The 21,874-nt window shown below is 67.8% G+C and carries 23 protein-coding genes; 18 read left to right on the top strand and 5 right to left on the bottom strand.

Annotated elements, in window-relative coordinates:
• Positions 1-32: 32 nt before the first annotated feature.
• Entirely contained in the window at positions 33-1,217 is a 1,185-nt protein-coding gene (locus AC3WMA_RS17000; RefSeq protein ID WP_492286546.1) for an aminotransferase, read from the bottom strand.
• 106 nt (positions 1,218-1,323) lie between these two features.
• On the opposite strand from AC3WMA_RS17000, the gene AC3WMA_RS16995 reads away from it, so the two are divergent.
• Entirely contained in the window at positions 1,324-2,079 is a 756-nt protein-coding gene (locus AC3WMA_RS16995; RefSeq protein ID WP_492286545.1) for an SIR2 family NAD-dependent protein deacylase, read from the top strand.
• Here the strand turns inward: AC3WMA_RS16995 and AC3WMA_RS16990 are convergent.
• On the bottom strand, positions 2,076-2,705 hold the full coding sequence (locus AC3WMA_RS16990) for a LysE family translocator (RefSeq protein ID WP_492286544.1): 630 nt from the start codon (positions 2,703-2,705) through the stop codon (positions 2,076-2,078). The two genes, AC3WMA_RS16995 and AC3WMA_RS16990, sit on opposite strands and share 4 nt — an antisense overlap.
• Positions 2,706-2,971: 266 nt before the next feature.
• Between AC3WMA_RS16990 and AC3WMA_RS16985 the strand changes: the two genes are divergently transcribed.
• A complete protein-coding gene (locus AC3WMA_RS16985; RefSeq protein WP_492286621.1) occupies positions 2,972-3,523 on the top strand; it encodes a cold-shock protein in 552 nt (183 codons plus the stop codon).
• Positions 3,524-3,639: 116 nt separating this feature from the next.
• Here the strand turns inward: AC3WMA_RS16985 and AC3WMA_RS16980 are convergent, their stop codons facing one another.
• Positions 3,640-3,885, bottom strand: a complete 246-nt coding sequence (locus AC3WMA_RS16980) for a hypothetical protein (RefSeq protein WP_492286543.1) — start codon at positions 3,883-3,885, stop codon at positions 3,640-3,642.
• 21 nt (positions 3,886-3,906) lie between these two features.
• Between AC3WMA_RS16980 and AC3WMA_RS16975 the strand changes: the two genes are divergently transcribed.
• Positions 3,907-4,782, top strand: a complete 876-nt coding sequence (locus tag AC3WMA_RS16975; RefSeq protein WP_492286542.1) for an HD-GYP domain-containing protein — start codon at positions 3,907-3,909, stop codon at positions 4,780-4,782.
• A gap of 3 nt (positions 4,783-4,785) precedes the next feature.
• On the opposite strand, the gene AC3WMA_RS16970 is transcribed toward AC3WMA_RS16975, so the two are convergent.
• On the bottom strand, positions 4,786-5,136 hold the full coding sequence (locus AC3WMA_RS16970; RefSeq protein ID WP_492286541.1) for a HesB/IscA family protein: 351 nt from the start codon (positions 5,134-5,136) through the stop codon (positions 4,786-4,788).
• Positions 5,137-5,236: 100 nt separating this feature from the next.
• Here AC3WMA_RS16970 and AC3WMA_RS16965 point away from each other — a divergent pair, with 100 nt between their 5' ends.
• From AC3WMA_RS16965 to AC3WMA_RS16900, 14 genes are all read left to right on the top strand, one after another.
• Positions 5,237-6,490, top strand: coding sequence for a deoxyguanosinetriphosphate triphosphohydrolase (locus AC3WMA_RS16965; RefSeq protein ID WP_492286540.1), 1,254 nt, complete (start codon positions 5,237-5,239; stop codon positions 6,488-6,490).
• A gap of 35 nt (positions 6,491-6,525) precedes the next feature.
• Positions 6,526-8,292, top strand: coding sequence for an arginine--tRNA ligase (gene argS, locus AC3WMA_RS16960; protein WP_492286539.1), 1,767 nt, complete (start codon positions 6,526-6,528; stop codon positions 8,290-8,292).
• 101 nt (positions 8,293-8,393) lie between these two features.
• Positions 8,394-9,935: an SPOR domain-containing protein gene (locus AC3WMA_RS16955; RefSeq protein ID WP_492286538.1), complete on the top strand. Its 1,542-nt coding sequence runs from the start codon at positions 8,394-8,396 to the stop codon at positions 9,933-9,935.
• Between the two features lie 186 nt (positions 9,936-10,121).
• The gene (locus AC3WMA_RS16950) at positions 10,122-11,216 is read left to right on the top strand and encodes a TRAP transporter substrate-binding protein (RefSeq protein WP_492286537.1); all 1,095 of its coding nucleotides are present in this window, start codon (positions 10,122-10,124) and stop codon (positions 11,214-11,216) included.
• A 117-nt stretch (positions 11,217-11,333) separates the two neighbouring features.
• On the top strand, positions 11,334-12,344 hold the full coding sequence (nagZ, locus tag AC3WMA_RS16945) for a beta-N-acetylhexosaminidase (RefSeq protein ID WP_492286536.1): 1,011 nt from the start codon (positions 11,334-11,336) through the stop codon (positions 12,342-12,344).
• 48 nt (positions 12,345-12,392) lie between these two features.
• A complete protein-coding gene (locus tag AC3WMA_RS16940) occupies positions 12,393-13,223 on the top strand; it encodes a segregation and condensation protein A (RefSeq protein WP_492286535.1) in 831 nt (276 codons plus the stop codon).
• Positions 13,220-13,918, top strand: coding sequence for an SMC-Scp complex subunit ScpB (gene scpB / locus AC3WMA_RS16935; RefSeq protein ID WP_492286534.1), 699 nt, complete (start codon positions 13,220-13,222; stop codon positions 13,916-13,918). The genes AC3WMA_RS16940 and scpB overlap by 4 nt, the downstream gene beginning before the upstream one ends.
• A gap of 47 nt (positions 13,919-13,965) precedes the next feature.
• Positions 13,966-15,072 (top strand): ABC transporter ATP-binding protein, encoded by a 1,107-nt coding sequence (locus AC3WMA_RS16930; protein ID WP_492286533.1) that lies wholly within the window; start codon positions 13,966-13,968, stop codon positions 15,070-15,072.
• An 81-nt stretch (positions 15,073-15,153) separates the two neighbouring features.
• The gene (locus AC3WMA_RS16925) at positions 15,154-15,402 is read left to right on the top strand and encodes a twin-arginine translocase TatA/TatE family subunit (RefSeq protein ID WP_454656670.1); all 249 of its coding nucleotides are present in this window, start codon (positions 15,154-15,156) and stop codon (positions 15,400-15,402) included.
• A 46-nt stretch (positions 15,403-15,448) separates the two neighbouring features.
• Positions 15,449-16,156 (top strand): Sec-independent protein translocase protein TatB, encoded by a 708-nt coding sequence (gene tatB, locus AC3WMA_RS16920; protein ID WP_492286532.1) that lies wholly within the window; start codon positions 15,449-15,451, stop codon positions 16,154-16,156.
• On the top strand, positions 16,153-16,965 hold the full coding sequence (gene tatC, locus AC3WMA_RS16915) for a twin-arginine translocase subunit TatC (RefSeq protein ID WP_492286531.1): 813 nt from the start codon (positions 16,153-16,155) through the stop codon (positions 16,963-16,965). The genes tatB and tatC overlap by 4 nt, the downstream gene beginning before the upstream one ends.
• 109 nt (positions 16,966-17,074) lie before the next feature.
• The gene (gene serS / locus AC3WMA_RS16910) at positions 17,075-18,376 is read left to right on the top strand and encodes a serine--tRNA ligase (protein WP_492286530.1); all 1,302 of its coding nucleotides are present in this window, start codon (positions 17,075-17,077) and stop codon (positions 18,374-18,376) included.
• A gap of 3 nt (positions 18,377-18,379) precedes the next feature.
• A complete protein-coding gene (surE, locus tag AC3WMA_RS16905; RefSeq protein ID WP_492286529.1) occupies positions 18,380-19,141 on the top strand; it encodes a 5'/3'-nucleotidase SurE in 762 nt (253 codons plus the stop codon).
• Positions 19,142-19,160: 19 nt separating this feature from the next.
• Positions 19,161-19,823 (top strand): protein-L-isoaspartate O-methyltransferase family protein, encoded by a 663-nt coding sequence (locus AC3WMA_RS16900; protein WP_492286528.1) that lies wholly within the window; start codon positions 19,161-19,163, stop codon positions 19,821-19,823.
• A 16-nt stretch (positions 19,824-19,839) separates the two neighbouring features.
• On the opposite strand, the gene AC3WMA_RS16895 is transcribed toward AC3WMA_RS16900, so the two are convergent.
• Positions 19,840-20,046: a hypothetical protein gene (locus tag AC3WMA_RS16895; RefSeq protein ID WP_492286527.1), complete on the bottom strand. Its 207-nt coding sequence runs from the start codon at positions 20,044-20,046 to the stop codon at positions 19,840-19,842.
• Between the two features lie 464 nt (positions 20,047-20,510).
• On the opposite strand from AC3WMA_RS16895, the gene AC3WMA_RS16890 reads away from it, so the two are divergent.
• On the top strand, positions 20,511-21,719 hold the full coding sequence (locus AC3WMA_RS16890) for a peptidoglycan DD-metalloendopeptidase family protein (RefSeq protein WP_492286526.1): 1,209 nt from the start codon (positions 20,511-20,513) through the stop codon (positions 21,717-21,719).
• Positions 21,720-21,874 lie beyond the last annotated feature (155 nt).

The following is a 21,874-nucleotide window of genomic DNA, read 5'->3' as shown; positions in this document are numbered from 1 at the left end:
GGGTCAGGCCCGGGCATGACGCGCTGGAGATCTCAGAACGAAAACCCCGTCAGCCGCTCGCGCAAGCCTTCGATCCTGTCGGCCGCGACATTGGCGATGGCGATGCGCAGGTGGTTCTCCTGGCCGGGGCCGAAATAGGGGCCGGGCAAGGCGAGCACGCCGCAATCCTCGACGAGGCGGCGCGCCACCTCAGCCGCTGGCACCCCCTCGAAGGGATGGGCGACATAAGCGAAATAGGCGCCGGCCGAGAGCACGCGCCAGCCGTTGAGCGGTGCCATCGCCTTGCGGAAGAGATCGGCACGCGCATTGATCTCGGCGCGGTTGCGCTCGCGCCAGTCACGGATGCCATCGATGCCCCAGGTCACCGCCGCCTGCCCGGCCCGGACCGGGCTGATCTGCACGCAGTCGAGCACCTTGCCGATCTGGGCGAGCGCCGGCTCGCCGGCCGTGATCGCGCCCAGGCGCCAGCCCGGAATCGCATAAGCCTTCGAGAAGCTGTAAAGGCCGATCACTGAATCCTGCCAGCTTGTTGTCGCGAAGACTTCGTGCGGTCTCGCAGCATCAGCAGGCAGGAAATCACGATAGGTCTCGTCCAGCACGAGCCAGATGCCGCGCCTTGCACAGAGCGCGGCGAAGGCGGCGATGGTCTGCGGCGGATAGACCGCGCCGGTCGGGTTGTTGGGCGTGACGAGCACGATGGCGCGGGTGCGGTCGTCGATCAACGCCTCGGCGGTCGCGGCATCCGGCACGAAGCCGGCCTCCGGCGCGCAAGGGAGCGGGCGGGCCTCGACGCCGAGCATGGTCAGCGTCATCTCGTGGTTGAAATACCAGGGCGTCGGCAGCAGGACGTTGTCGCCGGCCCGCGCCAGCGCCATCATCGTCACGACATAGGCCTGGTTGCAGCCCGAGGTGATCGCGACCTCGGCCGGCGCGAAGGCCGTGCCGTAGATGCGGGAGATCTCGGCGGCATAGGCCTCTCGCAAGGCCGCGTCGCCGGTGATGCCGCCATAGCGCGTGCTAACGGGCTCGGCTGCGGCCGCGGCGAGCTTCTCGAGCAGGGCCGTCGGCGGCGGGGCGCCGGGAACCGCCTGCGAGAGATCGATCAGTGGGCCGCGGGCGCCGCCATAGGCGCGCGCCCAGCCCTGCGCCTCCGGGATCGGCGGCGTGCCGGTATCGATGAGATCGGGATTGAGTTGGGCTGTGGCGGTCGTCGGCATGGTCTTACTGGTTTGCGGCGCGCGGGCGTTGGCGTCAATCGCCTTGGAAGCGCAGCAAACCCGCGCCATATCTGGAGCACTTCCAATCCAGCGATCGGGCGAGCGCATGCAGGACGAGACCGAGGATGCCATCGCTGCGCTGCAGGAACTGCTCGACGAGGCGGACAGCATTGTCAGCTTCACCGGCGCCGGCATCTCGACGGAATCGGGCGTGCCGGATTTCCGCACGCCCGGGTCGCCCTGGATGGTCAACAAGCCGATTCCCTACGACGCCTTCGTCGAGAGCCGCGAGGTCCGCATCGAGGCCTGGCGCCGCAAGTTCACGATGGACGACCATTATCGCGGTGCGGAGCCGAATAGCGGCCATCGCGCGCTCGCCCGGCTGGTGGCGGAGGGGCGTTCGCCCGCCATCGTCACCCAGAATATCGACGGCCTGCATCAGGCCTCCGGGGTGCCCGAGGACAAGGTCATCGAACTCCATGGCAACGGCACCTACGCGACCTGCCTGACCTGCGGCTGGCGACATGAACTGGCGGCAATCCGGCCGGTCTTTGAGGCCACCGGCGAGCCGCCCGAATGCATGATCTGCGGCGGGCCGGTGAAATCCGCAACGATCTCCTTCGGGCAAGCCATGCCGCAGGAGGCGATGAAGCGGGCGCAGATGCTGGCGCTGGAATGCGACCTCTTCCTCGTCGTCGGCTCGTCGCTGGTGGTCTTTCCGGCGGCGACCCTGCCCGTGATCGCCAAGCGGCAGGGGGCGAAGCTCGTCATCCTCAATCGCGAGCCGACCGAGCTCGATCCGATCGCCGATCTCGTCATTCGGGCCGAGAGCGGCGCAGTGCTGGGAGCGCTGGCAGGCTAGTCCCGCGAGGCGAGTGCCAGCCTGATCGCGAGGCCGCCGAAGACCGCGCCCATCAGCCTTTGCGGCAGCCGCGCCAGCGCCGGCCGGCTTGCCAGCGCCTGGCCGATGCGGCTCGCCGCGAGGATGACGATGCCGCTCATCAGCAGGCCCATGACGTTCAGGATCGTCGCGAGGACGACGACCTGAAGCGCGATCGAGCCCAGCTCCGGCTTCAGGAACTGCGGCAGCAGCGCCAGCATGAACAGCGCCATCTTCGGGTTGAGCAGGTTGGTCCAGAGCCCCTGCAGGAAGATGCGCCGCAGCGGGACGGTGGCGACGCGGCCGGGCGCGAAAAGCGGCGCCTGCGAGTGCAGGGTCGTCCAGGCGAGATAGGCGAGGTAGGCCGCGCCGACCCAGCGCAGCACGTCATAGGCCGTGGGCACGAGGAGGAAGAGCTGGGACAGGCCGAAGGCCGCGGCGAAGGCCTGGAGGTAGCTGCCGATGGCGATGCCGGCATAGGTGAGGAGGCCGGCCATCCGCCCCTGGCTCAGGCTGCGCGAGGCGATCAGCAGCATGTCGGGGCCGGGCGTGGCCGTGAGGACCGCCGCCGCGGCGGTGAAGAGCGCGAGCGTGGGCAGGTCGAGCATGGCGAATCCGGTTGATGTGGCGTTCCGGCATCATGCCATGGCCCTTGCCACGGCCGTCATGCTTCCGCCGACGGGCTGCTCTGCCCAGCCATCGGAGGCGTTGGATGATGTGGACGAATTTTTCGGGGCTGTATCCTGAATCGGCAGCAATGGTATCGTGACAACGCGAATCAAGCGTTGCGCGTGGGGGTGAGCGGCACATGTCCGACGAATTCGGTGAGAGCGGGCGGCCACCGATGGGTCCCATCCAGTCACTCAATCGTGTCATGCGGCTCGATGGGCCGGGCAGCCACGCGACGGAGGTACCGGTCGAGGTCACCGGCTACGTCAAGTGGTTCGATGTCTCCAAGGGCTATGGCTTCGTCGTGCCGGAGACCGGCGGCGCCGATGTCCTGCTCCATGTCACGATCCTGAAGCGCGACGGATTCAATACGATAGCGGAAGGGGCTCGCATCGTGCTCGAAGCCGTCGAGAAGGCGCGGGGCCGCCAGGCCGTGCGCGTGCTCTCGATCGACACCTCCGCCGGCCGCCATCCCTCCGAGATGCCGATGGCGCGCACCAATGTCGCGGTCTCGCCGACGAGCGGGCTCGAGCGCATGGTGGTGAAGTGGTTCAACCGCCTGCGCGGCTTCGGCTTCGTCTCGAAGGGCGAGGGTGCACCGGACATCTTCGTCCATATGGAGACGCTGCGCCGCTACGGTCTCGTTGAGCTCATTCCGGGACAGACGGTTCTGGTGCGCTACGGACCCGGACCGAAGGGCCTGATGGCTGCCGAAATCCATCTGGAACAGGGCGGCGGCGCCACCGTCGCGCACTGAGTTGCGCGGAGACCGGAGAGGCAACCGCCCCTTCGGTTTCGCTTCGCGTTCCATTTTGTTTGCGATCAGTCCCAGTATTCGCGACCGCCTTTACGGTTCATCAATCCGCGCGGTTTTCAGATGCTGGCTTCCTCGGAGGCCGCGTCATCGTTCTTCTGCTCAGTGATCACGACGAACGCCGTCAGGCGCTGCAGCGGATTCTCTCGATCTGGGGTCCGTGCGCGGTGCTGTCGCCTGGCAGTGGCGGGGATGCCCCGCGTGAAGGCGCCAGCCTTCTCGTCGTCGATGTCGACCTCTCCGAACGATCGAGCATCGAGGCGGCGCGTGCGGCGCTCGCGCCGCGCCTGCATGCCGGTGTGCATTGCATCTTCCTGCTCCGCGACATGTCGAGCCGCTGCCAGATTCAGGCCAATGCGCTCGGCGCGACGGAAATCCTGCCGGCCGATGTTCCCACTGCCGTGCTGCTCGACAAGGTCGGGCTGCTGCTGGCCCCACCCGGCCAGTCCGGTGCCGCGGCCGCGCTCGGGAAGCGTTTCGTAGCGGCCTCGGCGGCACTCTCCGATCTGATGGCGGCGGCTGAGTCCGGCGCCGGATTGCCGATGAGGGCGATCGAGGACAGCGTCACCGCCCTCAACCGTGCAGCCGATGGCGGCGACCTGAACGCCTGGCTCGACATGGTGTGGCGGCACGACGATGCCACCTACCAGCATTGTCTGCTCGTCTCAGGGCTGGCCGCGGCTTTCGCCCAGCGGCTCGGCTTCCGCGAGGCCGACCGGCGGCTGATCGCCGAGGCGGCCGTCCTGCATGATATCGGCAAGGCCCGGATTCCCCTCGATATCCTGCGCAAGCCCGCGGGCCTCTCGCCGGAGGAGCGCGAGGTCATGCGCGAGCATCCCGGGATCGGCCATGACATGCTGGTCGCGCAGGGGGGATTCGCGCCACTGGTCCTCGCCGTGGTGCTTTCGCATCACGAATATCTCGACGGCTCGGGTTACCCGCACGGCCTCGGTGCGGGCGAGATTCCTGATCCGGTGCGGATCATCACGATCTGCGACGTCTATGCCGCCCTGATCGAGCGGCGCAGCTACAAGCCGCCGATGCCGCCGGGCGATGCCTATGCGACGCTCGTCGCGATGGGCGGAAAGCTCGACCGCGATCTCGTCAGGGTCTTCGGCGAGGTCGTTCTCGATTCCGAGATCGCCCGTCTCGGCCAGTACGGCAAGCCCGTCCTGAAGCGCGCTGCCGGGAATGCCGCCTGAGCCTTAGACCGCGAAGGATGTCCCGCAGCCGCAGGAACTGGTCGCGTTCGGATTGGTGATGCGGAAGGACTGACCGATCAGGTCGTCGACGAAGTCGATCGTGCAGCCTTCGAGGAGGTCGAGCGAGGTTTCGTCGATCAGGACGGTCGCGCCGTCGCGCTCGATCACGAGATCGTCCGCCGTCTTTTCCCGATCCACATCGAAGATGTACTGGAAGCCGGAGCAGCCGCCGCCGGCCACGCTGACGCGCAGCATCGATCCCGGCGGCTCCTGCGCCATCACCGAGATGATCCGTTTGGCGGCATTCGCGGTGACTGCGATGCCGCGCGGGTTGACCGCAAGATCGGTCGACATATTCGGGGCTCCTTGGGCAGATGCTCCTTGCACCCTGGTTACCCGGGAAGGTAATGGCCCGGCAGCGCCTCTACAAGCACGGGCGCGCGACGGGGCAGCCATGCCGCATCCACAGAACCAGCCGCCCGGCTTTTCCTTCGCGCCCGGCACCGAGCCGGGGGAGCGCTGGCGCGCGCCCTATGCCTGCCGCTCGACGACGAGCCGCGGGCGGCTGGTGGCGGAGCCGGCCTCGGCGACGCGTGGCGAGTTCCAGCGCGACCGCGACCGCATCATCCATTCGACCGCCTTCCGCCGGCTGAAGCACAAGACGCAGGTCTTCGTCTCGCATGAGGGCGACCATTACCGGACGCGCCTGACCCATACGATCGAGGTGGCGCAGATCGCCCGAGCCTTGGCGCGTGCGCTCGGCCTCGACGAGGATCTGGCCGAGGCCCTGGCGCTGGCGCATGACCTTGGCCACACGCCCTTCGGCCATACCGGCGAGGATGCGCTGGAAGAATGCATGGCCGGGTTCGGCGGCTTCGACCACAACGCCCAGACGCTCCGGATCGTGACGCGGCTGGAGCGGCGCTATGCCGATTTCGACGGGCTCAACCTGAGCTGGGAGACGCTGGAGGGGCTGGTCAAGCATAACGGCCCGCTGCTCGACCATCAGGGCAGGCCCACGGCGCGCTATGCCAAGAACGGCATCCCCATCGCGATCGTCGAGTATCAGGAGCGTCAGGACCTCTGGCTCGACAGCTATGCCTCGGCCGAAGCGCAGGCTGCTGCGCTGGCCGACGACATCGCCTACAACGCCCATGACATCGATGACGGCTTGCGCGCCGGGCTGTTCGGCCATGCCGAGCTCCGGGCGGTGCCGTTCCTTGCCGAATTGCTCGACGAGATCGAGCGGCGTCATCCGGGGCTGGAGCGGGCGCGTGCCACCAACGAACTGGTGCGTCGGGTGATCACGCGCTTCGTCGAGGACGTGATCGCGGAATCGCAGCGGCGCCTGATAGCGCTGATGCCCGCCGATGCCGACGCGATCCGGCGGGCGGATGCTCCGGTCATCGCGTTCTCGCCGGCGATCGAGGCCGCCGATCGCGACATCAAGGGTTTTCTGTATCCGAACATGTATCGCCACCCGCGCATCGCGCCGATCCGGGCCGATGCGGCGCAGGTGGTGCGCGACCTGTTCCAGCGCTTCAGCGCCGATCCGGCGACGATGCCGGAGGAGTGGGCGGCGGGCTGCGATCCGCTCGACGAACACCGCCGCGCCCGCCGTATTGCCGACTATATCGCGGGGATGACGGACTGGTACGCGCTCGACGAGCACCGCCGCCTGTTTGACGCCACCCCCTCGCTGCGATAGGGCCGGGCGGCTTCCCATCCGCAATCGTGGCCGCAATGAACCTGTTCGAGACCTATTCCGCCCGTCTTCATGCCGCGCTCTCAGGCCTTGCCGAGCGAGGCGCGCTTCCGGCCGGCCTCAATCTCGCGCGTGTCGTGGTCGAGCCGACCAAGGATCCGGCCCATGGCGACCTCGCCACCAATGCCGCGATGGTTCTGGCCAAGGATGCCGGCACCAATCCGCGCGCGCTGGCGACGCTGCTGGTCGAGGAACTGTCGAAGGACCCGGAGATCACCAAGGCCGAGATCGCTGGCCCCGGCTTCATCAACCTGACGCTGCAGCCGGCCGTGTTCACGGCGGTGCTGAAGGCGGCGATCGAGGCGGGGCTGGATTACGGGCGCGGCACGCCGAAGCCCGAGCCCAGGGTCAATGTCGAGTATGTCTCGGCCAACCCGACCGGGCCGATGCATGTCGGCCATGGCCGCGGTGCGGTGTTCGGCGATGCGTTGGCGAGCCTGCTCGCCTTTGCCGGCCATGACGTCACCCGCGAATACTACATCAACGATGCCGGCGCGCAGGTCGATGTGCTCGCCCGCTCCGCCTTCCTGCGCTACCGCGAGGCGCTGGGCGAGGATATCGGCGCGATCCCCGAGGGGCTCTATCCCGGCGACTATCTGGTCTCGGTCGGCAAGACGCTGGCCGAACAGTATGGGCCGTCGCTGTGCGACAAGGCGGAATGGGACTGGCTGCCGCTCGTCCGGCAGGCGGCGATCGACGGCATGATGGCGATGATCCGCGACGATCTCGCCGCGCTCGGCGTCGTCCACGAACTCTTCTTCTCGGAGCGCTCGCTGCAGGGGCGGGACGGCAATGCCAACGCCGTGCACCAGACCATCGAGGACCTGCGGGCGCGCGACCTCGTCTATGAAGGCCGGCTGCCGCCGCCGAAGGGCCAGAAGGACGAGGATTGGGAGGACCGCGAGCAGACGCTGTTCCGCGCCACCAAGTTCGGCGACGATGTCGACCGGCCGCTGTTGAAGTCCGACGGCAGCTACACTTATTTCGCCAACGACATCGCCTATCACCGCTCCAAGTTCATGCGCGGCTTCCCGGAGATGATCGACGTCTGGGGCGCTGACCATGGCGGCTATGTCAAGCGCATGCAGGCGGCCGTGAAGGCCGTCACGGGCGGGCAGGGCTCGCTCGACGTCAAGCTCTGCCAGCTCGTGCGCCTGCTGCGCAACGGCGAGCAGGTGCGCATGTCGAAGCGCTCCGGCGATTTCGTCACGCTGCGTGAGGTCATCGACGAGGTCGGCCGCGATGCGGTGCGCTTCATGATGATCTTCCGCAAGAACGATGCGACGCTGGATTTCGATCTCGGCAAGGTCGTCGAGCAGTCGAAGGACAACCCGGTCTTCTACGTCCAGTACGCGCATGCGCGCTGCGCCTCGATCTTCCGGCAGGCGCGCGAGGCGTTTCCCGATCTCGATCTCTCGACGCCGGCGCTGGCCGGGGCCGATCTCTCGATCCTGACCGACGAGGCGGAGGTCGGCATCGTCAAGATGCTCGCTTCCTATCCGCGAATCATCGAAGGCGCTGCCGCAGCTCACGAGCCGCATCGCGTGGCCTTCTTCGTGCATGAACTGGCGAGCGCCTTCCATTCCCTCTGGAACAAGGGCAAAGACTCGCCGCAATTACGGTTCGTTAATCAAACTGATCGAAAGTCGACCTTGGCGAGATTGGCGTTCGTGCACGCGGTGCGCAGCGTCCTTGCTTCCGGTCTGGCTGTCGCCGGAGTTGCGGCGCCGGAAGAGATGCGCTGACGGAAAAGCTTTTCCGGCGGCGCGCACAAGGTCAGGTTGACCGCACAGAGTTCCCGGTTCTTCCATAGGAAGAGGCGGCTTGTGCTGGAATGGATCGTACCATGAGTGAGCCAGCTAGGAACCGTTTCGCGCTCGATCTCGAAGATCTCGAGCGCCAGCTGCGCGGAGCAGGGCAGACGCCCCGCCCGGGGCAGCAGGCCGACCCGCTTGCGGAACTGACCCGCATCGTCGGGCAGGACGATCCGCTCAAGGACATCTTCGCCGAGCGGCGCCAGCCGCCGCGCCCGGCGATGCGCCAGGAGCCCAGCTTCGAGGTCGTGCCGCAGCAGCCTGCTCCGGCCGTGCCCGAGGTGAGCCAGCCGCCGGCCGAGATGCGCGGCGCGCTCGACGAGTTCGAGGCGCTGCTGCGCCGCACCGAGCCGCGCCGGGCGGAGGCGCCTGCGCCTGCCCCGGTTCAGCGGGATTTCGAGCCCGATTTCGATCTGCCCGAGCCGCTGCCCTATGCCCGCCCGGCTGCGATCCAGGGCGCGGCCCAGCCGCGCGATCTCGACGAGGCTCCGCTGCCGCATCACGCGCAGGCTGCCTATGCCGATGAGGCGCCGGCCTATGATTACGGCCACGCCCAGCAGGCTATGCCGGCTCCCGAATATGGCGAAGACGACATGCCGGACCTGGAGCCGCGCCGCTCGCGCAAGGGGCTCTGGGCCGCGGCTGCGGTCATCGCCGTCGGTCTCGTCGGCGTTGGCGCCGCCTTCACCCTGCGTGGTGGCTCGGCGACCAAGGACGGCCAGCCTCCGGTGATTGCGGCCGATTCCAGCCCGGTCAAGGTCGCGCCCGCCAATCCCGGCGGCGCCGAGATTCCGAACCAGAACAAGCAGATCTACGAGCGCAGCCCTGATGCCCCTCAGGCGCAGAGCAAGGTCGTGAACAACGAGGAGCAGCCGGTCGACGTCCAGCAGGCCGCCCGCTCGATGCCGCCGCGCGTGGTCACCGGTTCCGGCACGGCACTGGCCGCCGCTCCGAGCGCACCCGAGCGCAGCATTGCGCCGCCGGAGCCGGGCCTGACCCCGATGCCGCCGGTGCCGGGTCTCGGCGAGCCGCGCAAGGTCCGTACCGTCTCGATCCGTCCGGACGGCACGCCGGCACAGAACCCGATCGCCGTCGATCAGCCGATCGCGACCGGCTCGGCGCCGAGCCGCTCGATCGGCGGGCAGGCGACGAATCCCGCGCTTGCGCAGCCTCGCGCTGCTCAGGCTCCCGCGGCCGCCCCCAAGGTCGAGGCTCGTGCCACCACGCCGCCGGCTGCGACCACGCCTGCCGCTCCGACCCGCCTCGCCAGCGCTGCTCCGGCTGCCGTGCCGCCGGCCCCGGCGACGGCCGCTGTGCGCGCCGGCACCGGTGATTTCGTGGTGCAGCTCGGCGCGCCCGGCAGCGAGACGGAGGCCCGCGCCACCTTCGCGGCACTCCAGCGCAAGTATCCGCAGCAGCTCGGCGGCCAGGCGCCGATCGTCCGCAAGACCGAGCTTGCCGGTGGCAAGACTGTGTTCCGCCTCCGCGTCGGGCCTTATTCCCGCGAGGATGCGACCTCGATGTGCTCGGCGCTCCAGGCCGCCGGCGGACAGTGCTTCATCGCGAAGAACTGATCGCGATCGACCTGTGACGAGACATGACGGCGGCGCCCATCGGGCGCCGCCGTTCTCATTTGAATCAGACGCATGACAGGGTGTCTTGCCACGCTTGTTTCATGCGTTCGGCCATGCGAGTAGCCTCCCCAACAACGTGTGGCCTGCCGCGAAATGGCTGGCCGGCAGAACGCTGGAGGTAAACCCATGGATCGCCGCAAGTTCGTCAAGGTCGCCGGTGCCGGCGCCGCAGGCAGCGCCGTCATCGCCGCGCCCGCGATTGCGCAGTCGCAGCCCAAGATCAATTGGCGCCTGACCTCCAGCTACCCCAAGAGCCTCGACACGCTCTATGGCATCTCGACCCATGTCGCGAAGCGCGTGGCCGAGGCGACCGACAACAATTTCCAGATCCAGGTCTTCGCGCCGGGCGAGATCGTGCCGGCCCTGCAGGCGCTCGACGCCGTACAGAACGGCACCGTCGAGTGCAGCCATACGCTGGCGAGCTTCTATATCGGCAAGGACCCGGCCTTCGCCTTCGAGACCTCGCTGCCCTTCGGCTTCAACGCCCGCCAGCAGAATGCCTGGCTCTATCAGGGCGGCGGTCTCGAGCTCTGCCGCGCCTTCATGAAGGGCTACAACGTCCACACCATCCCGTCGGGCAATACCGGTGCGCAGATGGGCGGCTGGTTCCGCAAGGAGATCAAGTCGCTTGAAGACCTGAAGGGCCTGAAGTTCCGCATCGCCGGCCTTGGCGGGCGGATCATGGCGCGCCTCGGCGTCGTGCCGCAGACCATCGGCGGCGGTGACATCTACCCGGCGCTGGAGCGCGGCACGCTCGACGCGGTCGAGTTCTCCGGTCCCTATGACGATGAGAAGCTCGGCTTCGTGAAGGTCGCCAAGTACTACTACTATCCCGGTTTCTGGGAGGGGAACGCCAATGTCAGCTTCCTCGCCAACCAGGACAAGTGGAACGAGCTGCCGGCTTCCTACAAGGCGATCGTCGAGGCGGCCTGCGCCGAGGCCAACATGAATTGCCTGGCCAAGTACGACCACAACAACCCCGACGCGCTGATCCGCCTTGCCGGCACCGGCGCCGAGCTGCGCCCCTTCCCGCAAGAGGTGATGACGGCGGCGTTCAAGGAGGCCTTCGCGATGTATGGCGAGCTCGCCGCCAGCAACGCCAATTTCAAGACCTTCTACGATTCCTTCCTGCCGTACTGGAAGAAGGAGCAGCTCTGGTTCCGCATTGCCGAGCTGCCCTTCGACGCGTTCAACGCGCAGAACTACCAGCAGGTGAAGTGACAAGTTGTGCGGGCGCAGTCGGTTCATGACCGCGCCCGCACTGCTTTCTGTATTCCCGCGCCGGCATTGTCCGAAAACCGCATTTCCCTTTTCGGGCCGATGCCGTAACCCGGTGCCATGACATCGCGCGCCTTCATCGCCGGTTGCCTCGGCACGAGCCTTAACCCGGACGAGCGGGCCTTCTTCCGCGACGCGAGGCCCTGGGGCTTCATCGTCTTCAAGCGCAACACGCAGTCGCCCGAGCAGGTCGCGGCGCTGACCGCCGAGATGCGCGAGACGGTCGGGTGGCACGCGCCGGTCCTGATCGATCAGGAGGGCGGGCGGGTCCAGCGCATGGGGCCGCCGAACTGGCCGAAATACCAGTCGGCCCGTGCCTTCCTCGCGATCAACGATCCCATCCGCCAGCGTGAGATCGTTCGCCTCAACGCCCGCCTGATGGCGCATGACCTGAAGAGCGTCGGCATCGATGTCGATTGCCTGCCGGTGCTCGACGTGCCGGTCGCCGGCAGCCATGACGTGATCGGCGACCGCGCCTATGCGCATGACCCCGATCAGGTCGCGCGGCTCGGCCGGGCGGCGGCCGAGGGGCTGATTGCCGGCGGCGTGCTGCCGGTCGTTAAGCACATGCCCGGTCATGGCCGGGCACGCGCCGACAGCCATCATGACCTGCCGATCGTCGATGCCTCGCTGGACGAGCTCAGGGCGCATGATTTCCGGCCGTTCCGGCACCTCGCCGACATGCCCTTGGCGATGACCGCGCATCTCGTCTTCACCGCGCTCGATTCGAAGAACCCGGCGACCATCTCCCGCAAGATCGTGCGCGAGATCATGCGCGGCGAACTCGGCTTCGACGGGCTGATCATGACCGACGACATCTCGATGAAGGCGCTGTCGGGCTCGTTCGAGGCCAAGTCGCGGGCCGCGATCCGGGCCGGCGTCGACGTCATCCTGCATTGCCACGGCATCATGGACGAGATGATCGCCGTCGCCGGGGCCGTGCCGGAGATGACCGGCGCCCGCGCCCGCCGCGCTAACGCTGCGCTCGGCCGCATCCGGCATGAGCCGGAGCCCGTCGATCTGGAGGCCGCGCGCGCCGAGATCGCCGCCGCGCTTGCCTTGAGCGCCTGAACGGCCGAATCTGCGCCTTTGGGGATGACAGGTGGGGCAGGGCCTTCGATGACGGCCGAATTGCCATTCGAGGAAGACCGCGCCGAGCGCGCGGGCGAGCCTTCGCTCGTCGTCGATGTCGACGGCTATGAAGGCCCGCTCGATCTGCTGCTCGATCTCGCGCGCCGGCAGAAGGTCGATCTGCACCGCATCTCGATCCTGGCGCTGGCCGAGCAATACCTCACCTTCGTCGAGGAGGCGCGGGCGCTGCGGCTGGAGCTCGCCGCCGACTATCTCGTGATGGCGGCCTGGCTCGCCTATCTCAAGTCGCGCCTGCTGCTGCCGGAACCGCCCAAGGGCGAGGAGCCGAGCGCCGCCGATCTGGCGACGGCACTCGCCTTGCGTCTGCGCCGGCTGGAGGCGATCCGTGCCGCTGCCAACAAGCTCTCGGCCCGCGAGCGGCTGGGGCAGGACGTGTTTGCGCGTGGTGCGCCGGAGGAGATCGTGGCGGGCGCCCGGCCGGTCTGGGAGGCGGAGCTTTACGACCTGCTCGCAGCCTATGCCCAGCAGCGGCAGAAGCGGGTGCAGGGGCATATCTCGGTTGGCCATCGTGCCGTCTGGTCGCTGGTCGAGGCGCGCGAGGCGCTGCAACGTTTGGTCGGCGCGGCCGGCGACTGGACCGAGCTCGACGATTATCTCATGCAGTACATGGCCTCTCACGGTCTGCAGGCACGGGAGATGCGGGCGACAGTCCGGGCCTCCGCCCTGTCGGCGATGCTCGAGATGGTGCGGGAAGGGGTGCTCGACCTCCGGCAGGACGAGGCCTTCGCGCCGATCCAGGTGCGCCGCCGCTCGGCCCGGCCGGAAGGGCTGCCCTTCGCCGCCAAGGATGCTTCATGACCGGCGCGGCGGCTGAACCCGAGGATGTCGAGACCGATGGCGGGGCGGAGGCCTTTTCGCTGGCGCTGCGCGTCGTCGAGGCGTTGCTCTTCGCCTCCGCAGCGCCGCTGACCGCCGAGGCGCTTGGCCGCGCCATTCCCGCCGGCATCGCGATCGAGCAGGTGCTGGCCCGGCTCGCGGAGAATTATGCCTTGCGTGGAGTCAATCTGCGCCAGGTCGCCGGCGGCTGGGCGTTCCGGACGGCGCCGGATCTCGGCTACCTGCTCGCCGCCGAGGCGGAGCCGCCGCGCCGGCTGTCGCGGGCCGCGCTCGAAGTGCTGTCGATCATCGCCTATCACCAGCCGGTGACGCGGGCCGAGATCGAGGAGATCCGTGGCGTCGCCACCGCCAAGGGAACGCTCGACATCCTGCTGGAGGCGGGCTGGGTCCGTCTTCGCGGGCGGCGGCGCTCGCCCGGCCGGCCGATCACCTATGGCACGACGCCGGGCTTCCTCGATCATTTCGGGCTCGACCGCATCGACGACCTGCCGGGGCTGGAAGAGCTGAAGGGCACAGGCTTCATCGAAGGGCGCCTGACGCGCGACCTCGCCGTGCCGGTCCCTGACGACGATCCGTCCTTGCGCGACGACGAGGACCCGCTGGGCGACCTGTTCAGCCCGCTTGACGACGGCGAAGGCGGATCGCAACAGGGGTGATGGACCCGGCCATCGGCCGGGATGGAACGGCCGGAGCGGTATCGACCTTGGCGGAAACCAAATCAGGATGGCTCGGCTGGGGCCGGCGCGGCACGGCCGGCGCGGCGATCCCGATGGCGCTCGGCTTCGAGAACGTCACGCAGCGCTTCGGTGCGGTGACGGCGCTGTCCGATGTCTCGCTTTCCGTCAAACCCGGCGAGATCGTCGCGCTTCTGGGCCAATCCGGCTGCGGCAAGACGACGCTGCTCAGGCTCGCGGCCGGGGTCGAGCGGCCGAGCGCGGGGCGCGTCCTGCTGGAGGGGCACGACGTCTCGGCGCCCGATCGCTTCGTCGAGCCGGAGCATCGCGGGGTGGGCTTCGTTTTCCAGGATTATGCGCTGTTCCCGCATCTTTCGGTGCGCGACAATGTCCGCTTCGGCCTGCGCGGCCAGGCACCGGCGGCGGCGGATGCGACCGCCTTGCGGGCGCTGGGCCGGGTCGGCCTCTCGGAACTCGCCGATTCCTATCCGCATATGCTCTCGGGTGGCGAGCAGCAGCGCGTGGCGCTGGCCCGCGCGATCGCGCCGCGGCCGGGCGTGCTGCTGATGGACGAGCCCTTCTCCAATCTCGACCGGCGTTTGCGCGACGTTGTGCGCGACGAGACCGCCGCCCTGCTGGAGGAAACCGGCGCGACCTCGATCATCGTCACGCATGATCCGGAGGACGCGATGCGCATCGCCGACCGTATCGTGCTGATGCGGGCAGGGCGCATCGTCCAGATTGGGACGGGCGAGGAGCTCTATCGACGCCCGGCCAGCCTCTTTGCCGCCCGATTTTTCTGCGATCTGACGGAGATCGAGGGCCGGGTTTCGGATGGGGCGGTCGATACGCCGCTCGGCCGCTTCGCGGCGCCCGGAGTGGCGGAAGGATCGATGGCCGTCGCCTGCATCCGGCCTCATCGCGTCCGCATCGTGCCGAAGGGCTATTATCTGCGCGGACGACTGACGGCACGGCGCTTCCTCGGCGAGGCCGATCACCTTCAGGTGACGGTGGACGGCTTCGATCGGGCCTTGTCGGTGCGCGCGCCGCTCTCGGATGAGATCGAGGTGGGCGACGAGATCGGGGTCGAGATTCCGTCGGACGAAGTCCTTGTGTTTCCGGCTGCGGATCAATAGGTTCCGCCGCCGAACAAGCGACCGGACAAGGATTTGGTTGGGGCCATTCCCCGGTCGACGCAATTTCGGAGGAGTTTCGCCATGGGTGGCGTGAGCATTTGGCACTGGATCGTCGTCGGCGTCATCGTGATGCTGCTGTTCGGGCGCGGCAAGGTTTCCGAATTGATGGGCGACGTCGCGAAGGGCATCAAGTCGTTCAAGAAGGGCATGGCCGAGGATGACGAGACGGCGGCGCCGACCGCCACGACCGTCGACCCCAAGGTGATCGACCAGACGAAGGCCGACAACGCCGCCGCCCAGGCCCAGGCCAAGGCCGAGCACAAGGCCTGATGCCGCCGTGCCCTCCGGGGCACGGGCTTGAGAGGACGAGCCGTCGATGTTCGACATCGCCTGGAGCGAGATGGTGCTGATCGGCGCGGTGGCGCTGGTTGTGATCGGCCCGAAGGACCTGCCCAAGGCCCTGCGCACGGTCGGCCAGACGATTGGCCGTGTCAGGCGCATGGCCTCGGAATTCCAGGGGCAGTTCAACGACGCGATGCGCGAGGCCGAGCTCGCCGACCTGAAGAAGCAGGTCGAGGATGTCGGCGGATCGGTGTCGAGCGCGCTGAACAACGATTTCAAGCCGATCGATACCCCGAAGGAGTTCGATACGGCCAAGCCGGAGGCTCCGAAGCCGGACGAGGCCGCCTTGAAGGAGGCCGAGGCCAAGCTCGCTTCGCTGCCGCTGCCGGCACCCTTGCCGCCGGTCGAGATCGCAACTGAGGCGCCGAAGCCCGCCGACAAGCCGAAGCGGTCGCGTAAGACCGCGGCCGAGCCTGCTCCTGTCGTCGTCGAGGCGCCTGCTGCTCCGGTTGCCGTGGCCGAGCCGACACCGGCGAAGCCTGTCCGCAAGCGTAGCGCCAAGGTTGCCGAGGCTCCGGCCATCGTCGAAGCACCGGCTCCGGTCGTGGCCGCGCCGGCCAAGGCTCCGAAAGCCGCTGCTGCGCGCAAGCCGAAGGCTGTGGTCGCGGCCGCGCCGCCTGAACCCGCCAAGCCTGCCGCCCGCAAGCGCAAGACCGCCAAGGGCGAGGAGAACTCCGCATGAGCGTCGCCAATCCTCGCGACGGCGAGGACGAGATCGAGGCCTCGCGCGCGCCGCTCATCGAGCATCTCGTCGAATTGCGCTCGCGATTGATCAAGTCGCTGATCGCCTTCCTGCTGATGTTCTTCCTCTGCTTCGCGCTGGCGACGCAGATCTACAACATCCTGGTCCAGCCCTATATCTGGGCGGCGGGGCCGGGCGCGAACGTCCAGCTGATCTACACCGCGCCGCTGGAATATCTGTTCACCCAGATCAAGATCGCGGCCTTCGGCGCGGGCTTCCTGGCTTTCCCGGTGATCGCGACGCAAATCTACAAGTTCGTCGCGCCGGGGCTCTACAAGAACGAGAAGCAGGCTTTTGCACCTTATCTGGTCGCGACGCCGGTCTTCTTCGTCGCCGGTGCGGCGATGGTGTTCTTCTTCGCCATGCCGGTGCTGATGAAGTTCTCGATCGGCATGCAGCAGACTGCGACGGACGGGCAGGCCGGCATCGCGCTCCTGCCCAAGGTCAGCGAATATCTCTCGCTGATCATGACGCTGATCTTCGCCTTCGGCATCGCCTTCCAGCTGCCGGTGATCCTGACCCTGCTCGGGCAGGCCGGCATCATCGATTCGAAGTTCCTGAAGGAAAAGCGCCGCTACGCCATCGTCTTCGTCTTCGTCGTGGCGGCGGTGCTGACCCCGCCGGACGTGATCTCGCAGCTCATGCTCGCGATCCCGATGATGCTGCTCTACGAACTCTCGATCTTCTCGGTGCGCCGCGTCGAGAAGAAGAGCGAGGCGAAGAAGGCGGAAGAGGACGAGGCGGAGTAACGGATCTCCGCTTCCGCCCGGAATGACACGAGGGGTGGTTCCCTCGCGCGCGATCCCGGTCTAGAGCATGCGTCGCTGCATTCCGCAGCGATGGCATGGCCGGACGACGATGTACGACATCAGATGGATTCGCGAGAACGCCACGGCGTTCGACAAGGGGCTTGAACGCAGGGGCCTGGCGCCGCTGTCGTCCTCGCTGCTCGAACTCGATGACGTCCGCCGCTCGTCGATCGCTAAGGCGCAGGCCACGCAGGAGCGCCGCAATGCCCTCTCCAAGGAGATCGGCAAGGCGATGGGCGCGAAGGATGTCGCGCTCGCCGACAAACTTAAGGCAGAGGTTGCGGCGCTCAAGGAGCAGCAGCCGGCGCTGGAGGCCGAGGAGAAGGCCGCCAAGGATGCGCTCGACGAGAAGCTCGCCGCGATCCCGAACGCGCCCTTCGACGATGTGCCGGATGGCGCCGACGAGCATGGCAATGTCGTGCTGCATGTCCATGGCGTGAAGCCGGAGGAGCGCGGGCTGCTCAAGGGCGTCAACGATCCCAAGCAGCATTTCGAGCTGGGCGAGGCGCTCGGCCAGATGGATTTCGAGAAGGCGGCCAAGCTCTCCGGCTCGCGCTTCGTCGTGCTGCAGAGCCAGATCGCGCGGCTGTCGCGGGCGATCGGGCAGTTCATGCTCGACACGCACACGGAAGATCACGGCTATACCGAAGTGAACCCGCCGCTGCTCGTGCGTGACGATGCGATGTTCGGCACGGCTCAACTGCCGAAGTTCCGCGAGGACCAGTTCCGGGCCGGCGAGGAGCATTGGCTGATCCCCACCGCCGAGGTGCCGCTGACCAATCTGGCAAGGGAATCAATCCTCTCCGAGGAAGAGCTGCCGCTTCGATTCACCGCGCTGACACCCTGCTTCCGCTCGGAGGCCGGCTCGGCCGGGCGCGATACGCGCGGCATGCTGCGCCAGCACCAGTTCGAGAAGGTCGAGCTTGTCTCGATCACCGCGCCGGAGAAGTCGCGCGAGGAGCATGAGCGCATGCTCGCCTGCGCCGAGGCCGTGCTGAAGAAGCTCGACCTGCATTATCGCGTGATGACCTTGTGCACCGGCGATATGGGCTTCGCCTCGCAGAAGACCTGGGACATCGAGGCCTGGTTGCCCGGCCAGAAGACCTATCGCGAGATCTCGTCCTGCTCGGTCTGCGGCGATTTCCAGGCGCGCCGCATGAATGCACGCTACAAGACGAAGGACGGCAAGGGCCCGTTCTTCGTGCACACCCTCAACGGCTCGGGCACGGCTGTCGGCCGCGCGCTGATCGCGGTGATGGAGAACTACCAGAACGCCGACGGCTCGATCACCGTGCCGGAAGTGCTGGTGCCCTATATGCGCGGCGTGACGCGGATCGAGAAGGCGGCCTGAGACATGCGTATCCTCGTCACCAATGATGACGGCATCCATGCCGAGGGCCTCGCCGTGCTGGAGCGCATCGCGCGCCAGCTCTCGGACGATGTTTGGGTCGTGGCGCCCGAGACCGACCAGTCGGGCGTCGCGCATTCGCTGTCGCTGTCCAATCCGCTGCGCCTGCGCCAGATCGACGAGAAGCGCTTCGCGGTGCAGGGCACGCCGACCGATTGCGTGATCATGGCGGTGCGCTCGGTCATGGCCGATGCGCGGCCCGACCTCGTGCTCTCCGGCGTCAACCGGGGCTCGAACGTCGCCGAGGACGTGACCTATTCCGGCACCATCGCCGCCGCCATGGAAGGCACGTTGCTCGGCGTGCCCTCGATCGCGGTGAGCCAAGCCTATTCGCCCGGCAATCGCGATTCGATCCGCTGGGACTGCGCCGAGAGCCATGCGCCGGGCATCATCCGCCGGTTGCTGGAGGAGGGCATTCCGGAGGGCGTGCTGTTCAACCTCAACTTCCCCAATGCGGGGCCGGACGAGGTCGAGGGCGTCGCGGTCACCGTGCAGGGCCGGCGCGACCAGGAGCTGGTGCAGCTGGAGCCGCGCAAGGACGGCCGCGGCAATCCCTATTACTGGATCGCCTTCCAGCGCAGCGGCAAGGAGCCGGCCAACGGCACCGACCTGAAGGCGCTGGCCGAGAAGCGCATCTCGATCACGCCGCTCGAACTCGACCTGACGCATGAGCCGACGCTGACGCGCTTCGCGCAGCTCTTCGCCTGAGCCGGGAGCGGGGAGGGGCATGAGCGAGGACGCGCCGGCCAGCGAAGGCGAGCGCACCGTCGCCTTCCTGCTCTCGCTCCGCGCGCGGGGCGTGCGCGATCTCGCGCTGCTGCGCGCGATGGAGCGGGTGCCGCGCGACCGTTTCGCGCCGGCCCGCTTCGCCGATCTCGCCCGGCAGGACGTCTCGGTGCCGCTGCCCTGCGGCCAGACGATGACGGCGCCGCATACTGTCGCCAACCTGCTCGGCGCGCTCGACATGCAGCCGGGCGCGCGGGTGCTCGAGGTCGGGACCGGTTCCGGCTATGTCTCGGCGCTGCTCGCCGCGATGGGCGGTGAGGTCGTCTCGCTGGAGCGCTACCGTTCGCTGGCGCTGGCGGCGCATGAGCGGGTCTCGGGCAGCGGTTTCGGCGGCGCGATCGATCTGCGTCATGCCGACGGCTTCCAGCCGGACCGGACGCTCGGCCATTTCGACCGCATCCTCGTCAATGGCGTCACCCAGGCGGTGCCGGAGGCGTTGCTGGCGCGGCTCTCGCCGGGCGGGCGCCTCGTCGGTGCTCTGCGCATAGACGGCGCGGCGCGGCGGGTGGTGGTGACGCATCTGGAAGACGGGCAGTTCGATCACGCAACCGGCCCGGCGCTGCGCCTGCCACCCTTGATCCCCGGTCGGTCGCGCGCCCTGTAACGATTGGCCGATGCGGCTATCGGCGCCGCAGGATATCGGAGCCCTCGATGCCGTCGCCGGTCAGGCGCAGCTCGTTGCGGTCGAAGAAGCCGATGAAGCGCCTGCTGCCGATCTCGAAGACGACCATCCGACCGGAAATGTCGCGCAATCTCAGCGCATCGCGCTGGAACGGCCGGGCGCTGTCGATATTGCCGAGCATTCTCTCGGTGTCGATCACGACCATCTGCTTTTCCGACCGCCAGGTTCCGTGCATCTGCTTCAGAATCGGCTCGGCCGACAGGGCCGTGTGACCGAAAAGAAGCGCGAAACAGGGGAGTGCCACTCGAAACATGCCGTTGCGTTAGCGCAAGCGCGATGCCGCCGCAATTCGGTGATCCAGCCGGAGAGCGGCAAGTGCGTGCATCCGGCCTCGGGCTATTCGCGCCGCCAGCGGCATCAACCAGATTTTCGAGGGCGTTTACGCGAAATTAAGCTCAACGGGACTTTAATCGGCCTCATCGAGTTGCGTCGTTCGCGAGTACTCAGTTCATGCGTAGCCAAGCCGGATCGATCAATCCCCGCGCTCTCCGTCGTTTGTCCACGGTGTGCCTGTTCGCCATCGGCGTCAGCGCGTGCTCGTCGGATACGATGCGTTTCACCGAGACGCCATTCGACAGTCCCTTCAAGTCGGCTCAGGCGCCTGCTCCCATGCGCGATCCGGTTACGACCGGCTCCATCGGCCAGGTGTCGAGCGCGCCGCTGCAGCCGGTGGCTTCCGCGCCGCTGGTCCGGGCGCAGCCCCTGCCGCCGCCGCAATCCTCCGTTGCGCTGAGCTCGCCTGCTCCGCAGTCCGTTTCCGGTGGTTCCGCCGGCTGGTCCGCGCAGGGCGGCACGCCCGTCGTACTTGCCCAGGGTGAGACGCTCGACACGATCTCGTCGCGCTATGGCGTGCCGCGTGCCGCCATCATGTCGGCGAACGGGCTGAGCAATGCGAATGTCGCCCCCGGCACGCGCATCACCATTCCCGTCTATAACGCTTCCGCTTCTGCTGCCTCGGCTCCGGCGCCCGCCCGGCAGGTTGCCCAGGCTCCCGCCGAGACGCAGCGTTTCGTTGCCGGCCCGTCGGCCGCCCCGCGTGTGACCCCGCCGGCCGCCGTCGATCCGAAGGCGCAGGCCAAGGCCGCTGCCGAAGCGAAGGCTGCTGCTGCCGCTGAAGCCAAGGCGAAGGTTGCCGCCGATGCGCAGGCCATGAAGGAATCGCGCGCCCGGTTCGCTGCCGAAGCGAAGGCCAAGGCCGATGCCCGCAAGACGGGTGCCGCCCTGCCGACGCCGGCTGCCAAGCCCGCGGCTGCGCCGGTTGCCGCTGTGAAGCCTGCGCCCGAAGCGAAGCCGCTCAAGACCGCTGCGCCGGCCGCCAAGCCGGTGGTCGTGGCGAGTGCTCCGGCCGCCGAGCCGAAGCCGACCGCGATCCCGAAGGCCGAGCCCGCGCCCGAGCCGAAGACCACCGCCAGCATTCCGAAGCAGGAAGAGGAAACCTCTTCGGCCGACAAGGCGGATTTCCGCTGGCCGGCTCGCGGCCGCGTGATCTCCGGCTATAGCGGCAAGGGCGGCAACGAGGGCATCAACATCGCGGTTCCCGAAGGCACGCCGGTCAAGGCGGCCGAGGGCGGCACCGTCGCCTATGCCGGCAGCGAGCTGAAGGGCTACGGCAATCTCGTCCTGATCCGCCACCCGAACGGCTATGTCTCGGCTTACGCCCATAACGGCGAGCTCAAGGTGAAGCGCGGCGATACGGTCAAGCGCGGTCAGGTCGTCGCCAACTCGGGCCAGACCGGCAACGTCTCCTCGCCGCAGCTCCATTTCGAACTGCGCAAGGGTTCCGCGCCGGTCGATCCGACACCCTACCTGAACAACTGATACCGGAGCCGCGGACAAGGTTTCACCCTTCGATCGGTTCCGCGAGACCCTCCCGATCGAAAAGAACGGGGCTGCCCCAGAAAAGGGCGGCCCCGTTTTCGTTTGTGCTTCTTCTAGGTCGTCATGCCCGGGCTTGACCCGGGCATCTCGGAACC

The organism is Allobosea sp. FW305-C-101, from assembly GCF_058783685.1.
This window is presented reverse-complemented; position numbering and strand designations above follow the sequence as displayed.

Excerpts from the sequence above, each read along its gene's own strand:
- AC3WMA_RS17000 (WP_492286546.1), bottom strand. The coding sequence starts at position 1,217 with ATGCCGACGACCGCCACAGCCCAACTCAATCCCGATCTCATCGATACC.
- AC3WMA_RS16995 (WP_492286545.1), top strand. The coding sequence starts at position 1,324 with ATGCAGGACGAGACCGAGGATGCCATCGCTGCGCTGCAGGAACTGCTC.
- AC3WMA_RS16990 (WP_492286544.1), bottom strand. The coding sequence starts at position 2,705 with ATGCTCGACCTGCCCACGCTCGCGCTCTTCACCGCCGCGGCGGCGGTC.
- AC3WMA_RS16985 (WP_492286621.1), top strand. The coding sequence starts at position 2,972 with ATGCGGCTCGATGGGCCGGGCAGCCACGCGACGGAGGTACCGGTCGAG.
- AC3WMA_RS16980 (WP_492286543.1), bottom strand. The coding sequence starts at position 3,885 with ATGCACACCGGCATGCAGGCGCGGCGCGAGCGCCGCACGCGCCGCCTC.
- AC3WMA_RS16975 (WP_492286542.1), top strand. The coding sequence starts at position 3,907 with ATGTCGAGCCGCTGCCAGATTCAGGCCAATGCGCTCGGCGCGACGGAA.
- AC3WMA_RS16970 (WP_492286541.1), bottom strand. The coding sequence starts at position 5,136 with ATGTCGACCGATCTTGCGGTCAACCCGCGCGGCATCGCAGTCACCGCG.
- AC3WMA_RS16965 (WP_492286540.1), top strand. The coding sequence starts at position 5,237 with ATGCCGCATCCACAGAACCAGCCGCCCGGCTTTTCCTTCGCGCCCGGC.
- argS (WP_492286539.1), top strand. The coding sequence starts at position 6,526 with ATGAACCTGTTCGAGACCTATTCCGCCCGTCTTCATGCCGCGCTCTCA.
- AC3WMA_RS16955 (WP_492286538.1), top strand. The coding sequence starts at position 8,394 with ATGAGTGAGCCAGCTAGGAACCGTTTCGCGCTCGATCTCGAAGATCTC.
- AC3WMA_RS16950 (WP_492286537.1), top strand. The coding sequence starts at position 10,122 with ATGGATCGCCGCAAGTTCGTCAAGGTCGCCGGTGCCGGCGCCGCAGGC.
- nagZ (WP_492286536.1), top strand. The coding sequence starts at position 11,334 with ATGACATCGCGCGCCTTCATCGCCGGTTGCCTCGGCACGAGCCTTAAC.
- AC3WMA_RS16940 (WP_492286535.1), top strand. The coding sequence starts at position 12,393 with ATGACGGCCGAATTGCCATTCGAGGAAGACCGCGCCGAGCGCGCGGGC.
- scpB (WP_492286534.1), top strand. The coding sequence starts at position 13,220 with ATGACCGGCGCGGCGGCTGAACCCGAGGATGTCGAGACCGATGGCGGG.
- AC3WMA_RS16925 (WP_454656670.1), top strand. The coding sequence starts at position 15,154 with ATGGGTGGCGTGAGCATTTGGCACTGGATCGTCGTCGGCGTCATCGTG.
- tatB (WP_492286532.1), top strand. The coding sequence starts at position 15,449 with ATGTTCGACATCGCCTGGAGCGAGATGGTGCTGATCGGCGCGGTGGCG.
- tatC (WP_492286531.1), top strand. The coding sequence starts at position 16,153 with ATGAGCGTCGCCAATCCTCGCGACGGCGAGGACGAGATCGAGGCCTCG.
- serS (WP_492286530.1), top strand. The coding sequence starts at position 17,075 with ATGTACGACATCAGATGGATTCGCGAGAACGCCACGGCGTTCGACAAG.
- surE (WP_492286529.1), top strand. The coding sequence starts at position 18,380 with ATGCGTATCCTCGTCACCAATGATGACGGCATCCATGCCGAGGGCCTC.
- AC3WMA_RS16900 (WP_492286528.1), top strand. The coding sequence starts at position 19,161 with ATGAGCGAGGACGCGCCGGCCAGCGAAGGCGAGCGCACCGTCGCCTTC.
- AC3WMA_RS16895 (WP_492286527.1), bottom strand. The coding sequence starts at position 20,046 with ATGGTCGTGATCGACACCGAGAGAATGCTCGGCAATATCGACAGCGCC.
- AC3WMA_RS16890 (WP_492286526.1), top strand. The coding sequence starts at position 20,511 with ATGCGCGATCCGGTTACGACCGGCTCCATCGGCCAGGTGTCGAGCGCG.